The 14,169-nt window shown below is 34.3% G+C and carries 14 protein-coding genes; 13 read left to right on the top strand and 1 reads right to left on the bottom strand.

Annotated features, from left to right (window positions below; translation table 11 throughout):
* Positions 1 to 216 precede the first annotated feature (216 nt).
* A complete protein-coding gene (locus ACFYKX_RS25565) occupies positions 217 to 660 on the top strand; it encodes a hypothetical protein (protein WP_389364897.1) in 444 nt (147 codons plus the stop codon).
* Between the two features lie 54 nt (positions 661 to 714).
* Here ACFYKX_RS25565 and ACFYKX_RS25560 read toward each other — a convergent pair whose 3' ends face one another.
* Positions 715 to 1,545, bottom strand: a complete 831-nt coding sequence (locus ACFYKX_RS25560) for an ATP-dependent DNA ligase (RefSeq protein ID WP_389364943.1) — start codon at positions 1,543 to 1,545, stop codon at positions 715 to 717.
* A 249-nt stretch (positions 1,546 to 1,794) separates the two neighbouring features.
* Between ACFYKX_RS25560 and ACFYKX_RS25555 the strand changes: the two genes are divergently transcribed.
* The 12 genes from ACFYKX_RS25555 to ACFYKX_RS25500 all read left to right on the top strand — a co-directional run bounded on the left by ACFYKX_RS25555 (position 1,795) and on the right by ACFYKX_RS25500 (position 14,160).
* On the top strand, positions 1,795 to 1,965 hold the full coding sequence (locus ACFYKX_RS25555) for an aspartyl-phosphate phosphatase Spo0E family protein (RefSeq protein ID WP_389364895.1): 171 nt from the start codon (positions 1,795 to 1,797) through the stop codon (positions 1,963 to 1,965).
* 3 nt (positions 1,966 to 1,968) lie between these two features.
* Positions 1,969 to 2,841: a DNA cytosine methyltransferase gene (locus ACFYKX_RS25550; protein WP_389364893.1), complete on the top strand. Its 873-nt coding sequence runs from the start codon at positions 1,969 to 1,971 to the stop codon at positions 2,839 to 2,841.
* Positions 2,842 to 3,147: 306 nt separating this feature from the next.
* The gene (locus ACFYKX_RS25545) at positions 3,148 to 3,306 is read left to right on the top strand and encodes a hypothetical protein (RefSeq protein WP_389364891.1); all 159 of its coding nucleotides are present in this window, start codon (positions 3,148 to 3,150) and stop codon (positions 3,304 to 3,306) included.
* Positions 3,307 to 3,842: 536 nt separating this feature from the next.
* Positions 3,843 to 4,247, top strand: coding sequence for a hypothetical protein (locus ACFYKX_RS25540; RefSeq protein ID WP_389364889.1), 405 nt, complete (start codon positions 3,843 to 3,845; stop codon positions 4,245 to 4,247).
* Positions 4,248 to 4,250: 3 nt separating this feature from the next.
* Complete coding sequence (locus ACFYKX_RS25535) at positions 4,251 to 4,991, top strand: plasmid recombination protein (RefSeq protein WP_389364887.1); 741 nt, start codon at positions 4,251 to 4,253, stop codon at positions 4,989 to 4,991.
* A gap of 24 nt (positions 4,992 to 5,015) precedes the next feature.
* Positions 5,016 to 5,579: a hypothetical protein gene (locus ACFYKX_RS25530; RefSeq protein WP_389364885.1), complete on the top strand. Its 564-nt coding sequence runs from the start codon at positions 5,016 to 5,018 to the stop codon at positions 5,577 to 5,579.
* Between the two features lie 115 nt (positions 5,580 to 5,694).
* Positions 5,695 to 7,881 carry a VirD4-like conjugal transfer protein, CD1115 family gene (locus ACFYKX_RS25525; protein ID WP_389364883.1) on the top strand — a complete coding sequence of 729 codons (2,187 nt, stop codon included), beginning with the start codon at positions 5,695 to 5,697 and terminating at the stop codon, positions 7,879 to 7,881.
* 239 nt (positions 7,882 to 8,120) lie between these two features.
* Positions 8,121 to 9,278, top strand: a complete 1,158-nt coding sequence (locus ACFYKX_RS25520) for a hypothetical protein (RefSeq protein WP_389364881.1) — start codon at positions 8,121 to 8,123, stop codon at positions 9,276 to 9,278.
* 120 nt (positions 9,279 to 9,398) lie between these two features.
* Positions 9,399 to 10,382 carry a hypothetical protein gene (locus ACFYKX_RS25515; RefSeq protein ID WP_389364879.1) on the top strand — a complete coding sequence of 328 codons (984 nt, stop codon included), beginning with the start codon at positions 9,399 to 9,401 and terminating at the stop codon, positions 10,380 to 10,382.
* A gap of 15 nt (positions 10,383 to 10,397) precedes the next feature.
* Positions 10,398 to 11,639: an AAA family ATPase gene (locus ACFYKX_RS25510; RefSeq protein WP_389364877.1), complete on the top strand. Its 1,242-nt coding sequence runs from the start codon at positions 10,398 to 10,400 to the stop codon at positions 11,637 to 11,639.
* Between the two features lie 14 nt (positions 11,640 to 11,653).
* On the top strand, positions 11,654 to 13,141 hold the full coding sequence (locus tag ACFYKX_RS25505) for an ATPase, T2SS/T4P/T4SS family (protein WP_389364875.1): 1,488 nt from the start codon (positions 11,654 to 11,656) through the stop codon (positions 13,139 to 13,141).
* 20 nt (positions 13,142 to 13,161) lie between these two features.
* On the top strand, positions 13,162 to 14,160 hold the full coding sequence (locus tag ACFYKX_RS25500; RefSeq protein ID WP_389364873.1) for a hypothetical protein: 999 nt from the start codon (positions 13,162 to 13,164) through the stop codon (positions 14,158 to 14,160).
* Positions 14,161 to 14,169 lie beyond the last annotated feature (9 nt).

Genomic DNA, 14,169 nt, shown 5'->3' with positions numbered 1-14,169 from the left:
TTTTTGTTTTTGAGTTTATTAGAGATCATGAGCTAGTCCATGTGAGCTTTAGGTATTAACTGAACGTTTATGGAGGAACAGATGGATAGTGACAAACAGTTGGATAAGGAGCAAACAGATGAATAACAACCAAACAGTTAAGTTCAAAAAAAGATAAAAACGGCATTATATAGGGTGAGGAAAAAATATGTGTACTAATAGGAGGAAAAATTCATTATGATAACACACTTTGAGGATCTAAGTCTTCAGAATTTGTTTGTAAAAAATGAATTGTTAAGACTAGAAAGATTTTTCTATCTTCAAAACACAGGAGATAAAGAGGGGAGTTTTCACGTTTATCAAAATAATGGTGATAGGGCCCGCAAAAATACCCCGTTTCTTCATGTGAGTGTAAAGTCAGGAGAAATTTACGTTTCTAGTTCTATTGTTGCTAATGGTGATACGAAAGCCTTTGACAAATCTTTAATAAGAAAGATTTACGATGTTCACTTAGCTAAAGAAAAAGAATATGCTCTTGATCCGATTAGAAATCGTAAAAGAATTACCGAAGAAAACGTTTCTTTAATTGTAGAAGAGCTTTTAAACGCTAAAACACCTGATAAAAAAGCACTGGAACGATTAAATAATTTAATCCAAGATGATATCTTTATTAAAGATTAATGGCAAGAAATGCTGAGGTCAAAGGATCTCAGCATTCTTTATTAAGCCTCTTTCTTAATGAACTTGCGTTATTATAGGTGTTCTTAAATATCCGGCCCTTGTTTTCCCTCTAGTTTTTACTGTACATGGGATCGCGTGTTTATAATATTCGTTTAGATTATCTTCTCTATCAACCACTCCTTTTTGATATACTTCTACTCTTTGCTCTTTTGTTGCGAATTCAATAACTCCTGCTGGCTTTAAACCTGAATTTGTTACATATGAGCATAAGAAACCGAATTCCTTTTTTCTTTTTCCAGTAATAACTACTTGGTAATGTTCATATCTAATAATTTTTTTCCAGTCATCCGAACGTTTAGAAGGGTAATAAAGGCTGTTTTTCCTTTTGGCCACACATCCCTCTAAAGAAAGTTCCTTAATGGATTCAAAGAAGTTTTCTCCGTATGTATCGAGGTACATCACTTGTTGTACATATTCAGACGGGCTAACTACTTGTTCTAATATATGTTTTCTATCCATTAACGGAAGGTTCATTAAAGGTTTTTTATAATAGAGGATATCAAACACAACGTAGGTACAAGGAAGCTCTGTAGCAGCTATAGCTATTTTTTCAGATGACGTTAGTTTAAAACGTTTCATTACTAATTCCAGGTCTTCTTTTTTTAGTTCTGGATCGTAACAAATTAATTCACCGTCTAATATAAGATCTTCATCAAATTTAAGGTCTTGTAGTTCAATAAACTGCTTAGTACAGTTTGTTTTATGCCTTGTGTAGCATGAGATTCCCTTTGTTTTCTCATGTATTAATTCCATTCTGATTCCATCACTCTTCCATTCGAAAATGAAGTCAGGTGAGGAAAATGGATCAGACTTTGAAAGCAACATAGGGTACAGAAACATTAGTCAGCTCTACTTTCTTTATAATTTACTCTTATTGTTTATGTTCTTAAGGGTTCTATTCTATTTTCTTATCTTTTCTTCATAAATCTAAATGACCCTAGTTGCCTTTTGTTTGGTACAGAACAAGACAAACTATAGAATTTTTCGAAATAAACACCTTTCCCCTTTACATGTATACATGTATACATTATAATTAATATATAGAGGTTAAGAAACTTATGGGAGGTTAATATTATGCATTTTGTTGGTACGCCATGCCTTAAAGAAGAGATCGAATTAAAAAGACAACAGATGTTAGAACTTGCTAAAAGTTATGGTTTTCTTCACCCGAATGTTATAAAAATCAGTCAGGATTTAGACTTACTTATAAATAGGATGCAAAACAATATAAAAAGGGAGGATTAATTTATGATAACTGCCAAAAGTTATTTTAGTGGAGCTGGTGGTATGGATCTAGGAATGTTAGAGGCAGGGATTGATATTCTTGAATCCTTTGAGATTGATAAAACAGCCTGTGAAACTTTAAGGATGAATTTCAACCATAAAGTCAATGAAAGCGACATAACAAAAATAACTGTGTTAGACCAACAAGATGCAGATGTATACATAGGGACATTTCCTTGTACTAAATATAGTCGTATTGCAGATATTCACGGAACTAGAACAGGGGATGACTTATTTTTACACTTCTTCCGACATGTAGCTTTAGCTCAACCAGAAGTTTATATAGTTGAAAACGTTCCTGGGATGAAGAAATTTCAAGTGGTGATGGAATGTTTAACTCGATTACCAAACTATTATGTACGTGTTGAATGCCCTGTAAATGCAAATATGTGGCTTCCCCAAGAGAGAAAACGTTTGATCGTAATAGGAACAAAAAAACCTTTTAATCACTTACGCTATCCCGAATGCAAGCCTGTTAGGATGAAAGATATCATCGATGTAGGGATAGAAGTCTATGCTCCTGATTATGTTCAAAGACGGTTAAATGGTGCATATCGAGATAAGCCTATTATAACTGAATTGGATGGGATTGCTCCTACGTGTGTCGCTCATTACTCTAAAGACCGATCAACACGATTAATAAATGATGGTAAATCTATTCGGCCATATTCCGTTTTAGAGTACGGCCGGTTACAGGGGTTTCCAAAATGGTTTAGGTTTGCTGGTACAGATAACGATGCATACAAGCAAATCGGGAATGCTGTGCCGGTAGATATGGGCATTTGGATAGGAAAGGAAATTCGAAGATATTTTAATCATTATACAAAAACTGCCTAACTGCCCCCTTCTTTTAGTGATAATTACCTTAAGTTCATTCAGTTTTACAAACTTTAATAAACTTTCATAAACTTTAATAAAGTTTATTAAATTATTAATTTATCAGTTGATATAACAATGTTTTTTCTATTTTTTTATTAAACTTTCCTAAAAGTTATGCAATTTTAATAATTATTATTAAATTTGCTAAATAAACACCATTTTTAATTCTTGTGAGGATGTTGTTGAGCGATATTTGAAACGTGTATTATCGAAAATACTGTTTAATTTAATGGGTTGCAGCCCAAAATGCGTAGGAGGTTTTATGTGCGTAAAGAAACTAAGATCGGTAAGAGGAAAAAGAGGAAGAAAGCATTAGCTAAAATGGCTTGGTATAGCGAATACTCTTTTCATTATTATAAAGCCAAAAAGATGTATGATAGTACGTTCAAACAATATTACCCATATACGACAAGTAATTTTTAACGCAACATCCGAGAATTAACCACATTAATATCATATAAATAAATAAGCATTTAAACGACTTTTTACGTAAAAAGATCTGACTTTAGGGGCCTTAGTTTAATCTAAGGCCATTTTGTTTTTTCTAGCTGTATCTATTAATTTACCCCTATACTTCACTTGTTATTCCGTTTGTTTTTGGGTGGAGTGGTTTTGCTTTTTTTAGTGATTCACACCCCCGATTTCCGAACGTTTCTTTTTGCCGGCTGGGGTTGGGGGACGGAAATTAAGAGGGGAGATCCTGCCCTGGATTTCAGGGCCAATTTTCCGCCTGGGGCGAAAAATCTGAAGGAGCTAAGAGCGACGAAAGCTCCCCCGAAAATTCTATTTTCCTTGCCCTTTAGGGGCTGGAAAATGAATTTATCGGGAGGGCGTAGATAAAAGTGGATTCCATCCACTTGAAAACCTTGCTGCGCAAGGTTTGTACTAGATTCCGAATGTAGTGGATTTAGATTCTAATAGGTGTTATTATTGGTATATAGAGGAAAGGAAGGATTCTTATGGCAAAAGAGAAGACTACTATTACATTTGATAGTTCTGTTCTGAAAGAATTAAAAAAGGAAGCAGATAATCGTAATTTACCAGTCTATGAGGTTGTAAATGACGCTTGTAAATACTATCTACAGATGAAAAATTCCAAGGATGTAGACAAGGTGTATGCTCCAATTATCGAACAAACGCTAGACACTACCTTTAAAACGTTCGAAAATCGTCTAGCCTCCTTAATGGCTAAAAATGCTCTTGATTCAGCAACTACTATGTTTATGGTATTACAGCATATAGCTATTTCTGACAATAAGAACCCTGAAGAACTGTACCAACGAAATAGAAAGATGGGCGTTAAGCATGTTCAAAACCGTGATGAGCTTCTCAAACTGTTAGAAAGTAATATAAAAGGATCTTAATAAATGGCTACTAAACCTATTAATCAAAGTTTTATTGGACGAGCTTTTGTAAAAGTCTCATATTCTAGAGATGAAGGAATGCATCAACCAGAGACTAATGCTGATGGAAGTAAAAATCCGAAAGCTAGTAGACGGGTTCTGAGTCACCTAGAATATATTGGTTTCCGATCTCGTGAATTAGACCATGATACGGACACATATGGAATATTTAATAAGAGAGAGGACCATGCATCCATAAAAGAGTTTTATGACTTGATCACTAACGATAAAGCTCTTAGACATTCAAACACAGTTAAAATGCATAAGCTTGTAATTGGATTTCAAAGAGAATGGTTTGAGCGTTATGGTGTAAATTACAAGGATCTTGTACGTCATTTGATGGAACGTTTAGAGGAAAGGAAAGGTATGCAATTGGATTGGGTTGCAGCTGAACATTTAAAAGAAAAAAGCCCACATTCCCATGTTGCAATTAAATCAACTGGTAATGATGAAAATGGAGATACTAAACGTCTTAAAATTACTAAAGAGGATATCCAATGGATTCAAAAGGAGATTGATAGATATACAGGAAGAGAACAGTATTTATCTAGGGATAAAGAATTAGGGCGTGATGACCTAGTAGTTGACCTAATTAAAGAAATTTCTAAAGAGGTAGAAAAACAAGTAAGAGAAGGCGAAAGAAATAATCAACAGGCTAAAGCTAAAGCTCAAAGGGTAAGAGAAAAAGAAGATAGAGAAAGATAATATAACACTGAGGTGAACACTTTCGTGGAATTTTATTGTGCGGATTTAATTAATAGTTATACGTTTCGATGCTCCTATAGTTATAATTACACTTCATATAGTGCTGTGTTTTTAAGACCTTTGTTTAAGGGCGATGATACCTGGTACTTAATCCCTGATGGTGAGGAAACACTTTCTGACGAACATTATAAGGAATTAAAAGACCATGCTATGTACTATATCAATAGTGAATTTCATAGAAAACAACCAAGGATAATTATTAGAGAGGGAATAATACAAGTTGATGAAGCTGAATGGAGTCCTATGTTTAGGAGAATTAATTATGAACTAGACATTTTTGAAGAATATATGGTTAGTTTTTGTTTGTTGTATTTAACGAAGGAGATAAGTACTGAAGTGCCATGTTGTATCAAGTTTGATAAAAAAATTGCGTCGGTGGTGTTTGAAATTCCCTACCTTGCGTTTGCTCCTTCAATTCATATAAATGCTATTCTCTATAATTGGGATAAAGCAGATATCTTCGTTAAGGATACAATAAATTCGTTGAAGAATCTTTTACCTTCAAAGAATAAAAACCTGTTTAAATAACAGAAATGTGAAAAATTTAATTATATGTTCTCTTTTATATTTTATATTGTGCACACGTATACTTATCTAGTATAATTTCCATATTATACAACTTTAAAAAATTGGAGGGTATTTCTTGAAGGTTGGACGTACGGGTTTTGCGTTGAAGAGTCTTATTGTTATTTTTCTAGGTTTCATGGTTAATTATCTATCTGGTTATCTTATAGCCTACTCGCAGTATTTAACTTTTTACAAAATAAAGGGATTGGAGTTAATTAATGATGAATTTATAAAGAAGCCATTGGTAGCTTTTGATGTATTAGTTCTTGGAGGAAATTCTTCTAAAGAAGTGTTTATAGAGATAAACCGAATATATAGTGAACCAATGTTTCATGTAATTTTTCTTTGTTTCTATGGTTATTTCGTTTTTTCTTATTTCTCTAAATCTAAGAGCATGGAAAAGAAAGATGCTTCTGATTATGGAAGTCATGGTAGTTCCAGATGGGCTACCAAAAAAGAAATTAAACCTCTAATGAACGAAGATGAAGGTTTTATTTTAGGTGAGTTAAATGGAAGTACGGTAGTTCATCCAAAAGGTAAAGATACAAAAGGAAATGACAAGACAAAGCTTAATCAGAATGTTGCTACGTTTGGTGGAGCAGGTACAGGTAAAACGGCTGGATATGCAATACCGAATATTTTAAACAATGCAGACAATGTAGGGGAGTCTATGATAATCACGGACCCGAAAGGAGAACTCTATAACAAAACTTCTGGTTATTTAAGACTTAAAGGATATGATATATTGTGTTTTAACTTACTCGATATGACAAGATCTTTACGTTACAATCCGTTAGATTATGTTACTAATACCGAAGAAGCTCTATCCCTAGCCAATATGATTATTTCCAATACGGAAGGAAAAAATAATTCTGGGGATTCTATGTGGAAAAATGCAGAAATGGCTTACTTTGCTGCATTAATGATGTATCTGAAAGAAACAATGCCTAAAGAGCTTCAGACCGTTAAGAGTGTTCTTCAGTTAGGAACACGAATAGGGGCTGATGAAGAAACCTTAGATGATATGTTTTCTGGCCTTCCAGATGATTCTGAAGCTTTGGAAATGTATAATATTTTCCGATTAGCTCAAGACAAAACAAGAGCTGGTATCTTAATTGGTTTCGGTGTTCGCCTGAAGTTGTGGGTTTCTAAAAATGTAGCTAATTTGACTGCTGCTAGTGATTTTAATTTGAATCAATTAGGTGAAAGAAAAACGGCTCTTTACTTACTTATTCCAGATAGTAATTCGACTTTCGATTTAATACCAGCTCTAATGATTGATCAGGCTTTTAATGAGCTTTATAAGCAGGCTGGAAGAAATGATACCGAAAGATTAACAGTAGATGTAAGATGTTTTCTGGATGAGTTGGCAAATATAGCTGCAATTAATGATTTTGAACGAAAAGTATCTACAATGCGTTCTAGGGGGATTTCTGTTGTACCAATCTTTCAGAGTGTTACACAATTTAAAAACAGATATGACCAAGATAGATGGAGTGAAATATTAGCTTCTAGTGATACGATAGTGTTTTTAGGAACACAAGATAAGTTAACAGCTAAATACTTCTCAGAGAAACTAGGTAATACAACTTTATTAATTAATAGTTTGTCTGAAAGTTCGAATGACAGAGGTAATTCAGAAAGCAAAAGTCATAATGTGATTGGGAGAACTTTAATGACTCCTGATGAATTAGAGAGAATGGGCGAAGACAAAGTAATCATATTTCAACGTGGTAGATACCCAATGTTATTAGATAAGCATTTCTATTTTAAGCAAAGCCAATGGGCTAATATACCGAAAGTAAATTGGTACTCCGAAATTGAGCCAAGAAGGGACCCTAAATTACACGTTATTAATCCGTTAGCGATGAAAGTAGTTGCTGCTGGTGAAGAAATAGATGTAGAAGAACAAGCACCAGAAGATAGCGGTGGTTATATATCCGAATTATTAAATGATGAAAAGCCTGTTGAAACAGTTTTAGATAGTCATATTCAAACTTCTACAATTGTAACTGCAAGTATTAATCCAGAATTAGATAATATAGAACATCCAAATCCAATAGAGACTAATAAGCCTGTTATTTCAAATCAAGACTATGAAGAAACTGAACCTTCTTTTAGTGATGGTTTTGATATAGAAACCTCGGAGATTCAATATGAAGAAATAGATATTAACGTAGAACCGAACACTGAAGAAGATAGTCCTTATGATGATAACGACTATTTATCTTCTTTAATGGAAGAGGACGAATATAAACATTAATTACCTGGTTATTTTTAACCAGGTTTTTTTATTTTTTACTTGTAAACATGTATACAAGGATGTTATAATTCCAATATACTACAAAATATTACAAATTAATGAAGAAATGGGTGTTAAATGTGCGAATAGTCGTGATCATGAAGTCACGGTTTTCTTATTCTCATTTGAAAGCTTCACTAGAAAAAAAGAATTATATCATTCATAAACATATTGAAGGTATACAAGACATTCAGGAGTGCTTGACATATTGGCGACCCGACTTGGCCATTCTTGATAGTAAATTCGAGTTTTATGAAGAAACAAGGGACCTATTTTTTCGTTTTAACAAAGATGTAATTGAGTTTACTAGTGATTTTGAAAGTGTATTAGATGAAGTTGCTACTTATTCTGCTTTTTATGAATCAGAAGTTGAAGAAGAGGAACAGGAACAGACAATTGAGAAAGAAGTACCTGATTTTACAGAGTACAAAAACAAACTAAAAGAATTTCCTCCTATGGAAAGAGAGGTAGTCGTAGAAGTTAGAAAGGAGATTATAGAAAAGGAAGTCGAAAGGATCTCCTATACTAATGTTCCCTCTAAATTAATTGTAGTGGCATCGTTGTGGTCTGGCGCAGGTTCAACTTTCATTGGTACTAACTTAGCTAGAGCTGTTTCTAATCGTGGTGTACAAGTCTCATATATTGAATATCCAACTATGACCCCGTACATGTTTGATTATATAAATATCACACTTAGGGAAGAAATAGATAAATTTCAGTACATCGACTTAGCGAAAGCCATTACTACTAAGGGAATTATCCCTAGAGGTAGAGCCTGGATTGACAAGGGTGTTCAATGGGTACTGAATGATCCTCGAACCCCTAGAGTGTCAGAGTGGAACTTTGAGAAAATGTTGAAGCTTATCTATTCTCTTAGTAGTCCTATTGTGATCGTAGATATTTCAACTATTTGGGAAGAAGAACATGTTAAAGGATTACTTCATCAAGCCGATCATATTTTTCTATGTATAGAGCCAGATGTAGCAAAGATAAATTGTCTAGCTGACAAAAGGAAGGAATCTAAATTCTTTGAATACCTACAAAATGTAAAGGAAGAAGAGAATATTCCTTTTGATCTTATTGTTACTAAAATGAACGATGGGGTGAAGCGAAGTGAATGGTGTAGTGCACTACCTATAAAGCCCATTGCTGAATTCGAATATATACCTTATTCGACACTCTGTAAATCTTTATGGAAAAGTGAGTTTTTATATGATGATGAAGGTTTTATAGATGAATTTGAGACCAATTATTCACCTATTCTAAAAGTCCTTCTCCCACCTAAGTTTCACCATTTAGAAAGTAAACCCAAAAAAGGAATTGGATTATCTGCAATTATAAACCGTTTTAAAAAATAGTGATTAATAGTTCAGCAGTACAAACGGGTTTGCGGTTGTTTGGTTACTAATCAATTTTTATAGGGAAGAAAAAATCATTCCCCGTGTAAGGACTATCAATAAAAAGAATGGAGAAAGAACATGAAACCTTGGGTTAAGATCACTTTGGGAGTTCTGTTATCTGTCCTTATAATCGTTTTTATTATTGTGTGGGACACGATAATTAAAGACCGAATAGACAGTGTTGAAGTCGTTATAGTTCGTCCTGGAGTAGTTATAGAAAAACACGAACAAATAACAAATGACAAGATTATGGTAGAAAAGCGTAACCGATCTACTCTTGTAGAGGGAGTAGTTTTTGGAAAAGAGATCAATGACGTAGTGGGCTATGAAGCTAAACAGCAATTGTATGGAAATTCAATTATTTCAAAAAGAAGTATTGAATTTGTATCCTTTTCACCCAACGCACAAGAAGGAGAATCTATCCGACCAATACCAAATGAATGGATATATGCAAGCCCTTCTACACTTCGTAGAAAAGATAAAATTGATTTTTATCTTTTTGCACCCAATCTTATAGATGATAGGAAATCGGTCATGCAGTACCAGGGATTATCACCCGAACAACAGGCTAAATTGGAAAAGTTAAATGATGAATTAGAAAAAGAAAATCAGGAATATGAAAAAGAACGTAATGAAATCGCTACTGATAAAGATGTTGAAGTGAAAGAAGAAGAAACAATTCTTGAAGACGTTAATAAATCGATGGAGAAAGTTGACCAACTCACTGAGGCTGCTGCAACAACAATTAAGGGAGAAAAAATTAAAGGCTCTCACCAAGATGCTGTTAGAAAAAGAGTTATGGAAAACTTAGGTTTAACTGATGCTGAATGGACCTCCTTAACCGAAAATGGGGACATTCCAGTACTAGTAGATATTCCAATTATTTACGTTAAAGACGGGAGTGGTAACGAGATTCTAAATGGTGAAAACAGCTCAGAAGAAAACAGACTTAACTCCACTGGTTTAGTAACTGATTTAGAAGTCATCTTAAATGAAGATGAATATCGACTAATTAAAAAGTATATGGAAAAAGGATATAAGCTATATATTACTTACAATTAAAGGAGGGATGTAATTGTGGCTAAGACTCTATTTGACCAACAAGGTAATAATTTTGAAATCTATCTACTTTCTACTAATCACGCTTTAAAAGAGAAGTTGCAATCTATAGAAAATATTACCTTTGTTGTACACCAACAGAAGTTAGAACAGAATATTTCATGTAAAGCAATGGTTATTGATGGAAATTTAATCCCTTACTCTGACTTAAAAAATATTAGAAGAGATTATCCGAACGTCCCTATATTTTACCAACTTCACCCAGTTACTAGTTCTCAACAAACAAAAAACATAAAATCTTTATGTGATGCACACCAAATAGTGGCTTTATCTGAATATCTATCACCTCAGCAATTGGGCGAAGAGGTAGAAAAACACCTTTTTCAAAGGGAGCATCCTTATAAGAACCGTGTCATTTCTTTCTTTGGCACTCATAGCGGTGCTGGAGTTTCAACTACAGTATTGAATGTTGCTGATTTGTTAGCACGAAGGATTAATGAAAAGGTTTTAGTTTTGTCTTTAAACCCTTGGGACCCTTCCGATTACTTTTTACATTACGAAGGAAAGTATCTGAGCGACCTAAAGATAGAGCTAAAAACAAATGGTCTCAACGCAGAAAAATTAATGGAAGCTGTTTATAAATATCCTTCTTCTTTCTATCATCTGGCTGGAAATCGAGATATAAAACTACAAAGATACTATAAAACTATAGAGATTGAACAATTGATTGAAATCTCTAAAGAAGTATTTGACGTTATTTTAATTGATGCTGGTACTCACTTTGATAATGCAGCCTTCGCACAAAGTTATAAACAATCTGATTTGAAGTTTTTAGTCACTACTCAAGAACCTAAAGGTTTTAGAGGATATTGGCCACATATTTTTCATCAACTCTTGGAACCTATTGGTGGGAAAACTGACGAGTTTTTATTAATTCTGAACCAGTATACAACGGGCTTTTCTCTTGTTTCGGAAAAAAGTTTATCGGACGAGCTAGATATTAGTTTGTTAGCAACGATACCAAATGAAACTGTCTATGGACATACGGCTATTGCCCAAAAGAAATTACTCCATAATGTCACCAACAACAAAGAATATGCGTTTTCGGTAGAAACTATTGTAAACTCGATTATCTCAAGAGCTAACTTAACTAAGAAGATAGATGGTACTCACACACATAGGAGTAAAGGAATATTAGGAAGATGGTTTGGTAAAAAAGACGAAACCCTTGAAGAAGATGAGTTTGAGAGTATCAAATAAAGGAGCTGCGCCTAATGAATGAAATATTAGAAAAGAATCAAGCTGAACAAAAGGATAAACCGTTTGACGTTGCTCAATGGTTAGCTGATGAATCTGCGGATAGAGGAGTTAACAAACAGCTAGTATCTGACTATTCCTATAAAAAGAAAAAACAATTTAAAGATATCTGTAAGATTGTAAAAAACGATCTAGACTCAGTTATAGATGTAGATTCTGAGAAGACTACCAAAAACTCTGAATGGTTAGAAAGACAGCATCAAGCGATTATCGGAGACCCAACAGCAATCAGTTACTTCTTAGCAGAAATTGAAAAAGTTCTTAGGACGAAAAATATAACATCAAATGATTACCCGAACTATTTTAATTCATTAGCTGAAGCTATTTTCCATGAAGTTTGGGGGCTTAGTGTTTTAGCAAAATGGGATAAGTACCCCGAATCAGAGGCTTGTTGTATACGTGGTACGCAATTATGGATTGATCTGGAAGGTGTATTCGTTTGTCAAAAGGAGCAGTTTGAGAGTTCATCGGTGGTAGAACGGATAAAACGGGCATTTGTGATTAGAAAAGAAGATTCCGTGATTAATAGAGAATCTCCCGAGTTAGAAGTTGAGAAAGAGGATGGGAGTCGAATCACTATGATCCAACCTCCCCGTTCGAGAGAGAACTATATTATGCTACGTCGTTTTACCGTCAACAAGTATACCTTATATGACCAAGCTGAGAGAGGAACGATTCCATTTGACGATGTTCCCATTTATAGAGCTATATCTAGAACAATGCCAAATATGATAGTTGCAGGGCGAGTTCGCTCCGCCAAATCTACATTCATGACTACTCTAATTGGTGAGAGACAAGAAAAATATGTAGGAGCTGTGTTAGAGAAACACTTTGAGGTGAATTTAACGAAACATTTCCCAGATCGCTTGTTTTTTGAATTACAAGCAAAGGAGGGAGATTTGCATAAAGCAATTCCCCGTTTGCTACGTATGGAACATGATTATGTAGTAGTTGGAGAGATTCGTTCTCTTGAAATTGAAGCGTATTTGATTTCCACCGAGCGCGGGGAAAGAGGCGCGCTTTCTACTTACCATTTAACGGACGTGGAACAGGTTGTTGACCAGCTTGCTAGACATGCGCTAGATGAGTTTCCTTCACGTCGCTTTGAAGTTGAAGTGGAGCGTATTGCTAGAAACCTTGACATTATCATCACGATGGCTTCAGATCGTGACCGTAGACGAAAAAGAGTACTAGGTGTTACAGAGGTAGTGTGGGATAACGAGCGAAAAAGCCATTATACTCATGACCTTATCCGTTACTCCAAATTACATGACCGTTACTTTTATTCATCTAAAATCACACCAAGATTATTAACCCTCATGGCTGAAGAAAACTTAGAGGAAACCAAAAACCTAATCCGATTACTTCGTGAACGTGAAAAAACTTCGCCAATGAAGTTGCTAGATAATTCATCTTATTTAGAAGAGGTAATTCTTGGGGATTAAAACCGTAAAGGATGTTCGGCATGAAAGCCTTTTTTGCAAGTGGTAAATACTTTATTCTAATTGATTATCTTTTATATGTAGCTCTAATCATCATTACTGGATGGACTGTTTATCAACTAGTAAATGCTCCCGTTAAAGAGCGACTTACACAGATGCGTTATCGAATCAAACTTAAAAGGTCTAGAATTACTAAAAAAGAAGTCCCACTATCTAAACGTTCATCTTTATATAGAAATATTTATTTCTTATTACAATCAATAAAGGTTTCTTCCAACAAGCATGAGCCTGGAAGTGTAAGTGTATATGGGTTTATTACATTTAGTATATGTCTTGGCTTATTAACTTTTGTACTACTACTAGTCAAATTTCAAGATGCGGTTGTGGGATTATTAGTTTCATCCATTGTTTTAGTTATTCCTTATACAGTCTTACTCGTTAGATTGCGAGGAACTCGTAACACCATAGGGAATTCGTTAATTAGTGTACTTGAGATTTTAGTACATGCTTATAATGCTTCCTCCAATGATATGTATCAAGCCTTAAAACTTACTCATGCATCAATTAAAGAACCAGAGTTAAGGAGGTTGTTCATCAAATTAATTAGTGATTTACAGACTTCTAGTAATGAAGAAGAGTTAAGAGAGACAATAGACTTATTCATCTATACCTGCGGAAACCTTTGGGCTATGAGACTAGGTAATATTATTCTGAAATCGTACTTACACCAAGAGAATGTTCTTAATGCATTACTACAATTACAAAATCAAATGATTAATAATGCAAAAATGTTAGAAGAAGAAAAGGCAGAGTCGTTTGATGCATTTACTAATTCACTTCTAGCTCTTGTGTTATTTCCAGTTTCCTTAGTGGGTGGATACTTTGTCGTACGCCCTAGAGATTGGCTTCATTTTCAGTTCGGGGAAAAAACAACCTTATTTGTTTTTATCCTAACTAGCGTTATGGTGGTTGTTGCTTTTCTAGTTGGGTTAATTATTCGTAAACCTAAGAATGATCTATAAGTTGGGGGG

This window comes from Cytobacillus spartinae (genome assembly GCF_042865285.1).
GTDB classification, from domain to species: domain Bacteria; phylum Bacillota; class Bacilli; order Bacillales; family Cytobacillaceae; genus Robertmurraya_A; species Robertmurraya_A spartinae.
The sequence above is the reverse complement of the archived record's forward strand: the minus strand, read 5'-3'. Positions and strand labels throughout refer to the sequence as shown.

Excerpts from the sequence above, each read along its gene's own strand:
- ACFYKX_RS25565 (WP_389364897.1), top strand. The coding sequence starts at position 217 with ATGATAACACACTTTGAGGATCTAAGTCTTCAGAATTTGTTTGTAAAA.
- ACFYKX_RS25560 (WP_389364943.1), bottom strand. The coding sequence starts at position 1,545 with ATGTTGCTTTCAAAGTCTGATCCATTTTCCTCACCTGACTTCATTTTC.
- ACFYKX_RS25555 (WP_389364895.1), top strand. The coding sequence starts at position 1,795 with ATGCATTTTGTTGGTACGCCATGCCTTAAAGAAGAGATCGAATTAAAA.
- ACFYKX_RS25550 (WP_389364893.1), top strand. The coding sequence starts at position 1,969 with ATGATAACTGCCAAAAGTTATTTTAGTGGAGCTGGTGGTATGGATCTA.
- ACFYKX_RS25540 (WP_389364889.1), top strand. The coding sequence starts at position 3,843 with ATGGCAAAAGAGAAGACTACTATTACATTTGATAGTTCTGTTCTGAAA.
- ACFYKX_RS25535 (WP_389364887.1), top strand. The coding sequence starts at position 4,251 with ATGGCTACTAAACCTATTAATCAAAGTTTTATTGGACGAGCTTTTGTA.
- ACFYKX_RS25515 (WP_389364879.1), top strand. The coding sequence starts at position 9,399 with ATGAAACCTTGGGTTAAGATCACTTTGGGAGTTCTGTTATCTGTCCTT.
- ACFYKX_RS25505 (WP_389364875.1), top strand. The coding sequence starts at position 11,654 with ATGAATGAAATATTAGAAAAGAATCAAGCTGAACAAAAGGATAAACCG.
- ACFYKX_RS25500 (WP_389364873.1), top strand. The coding sequence starts at position 13,162 with ATGAAAGCCTTTTTTGCAAGTGGTAAATACTTTATTCTAATTGATTAT.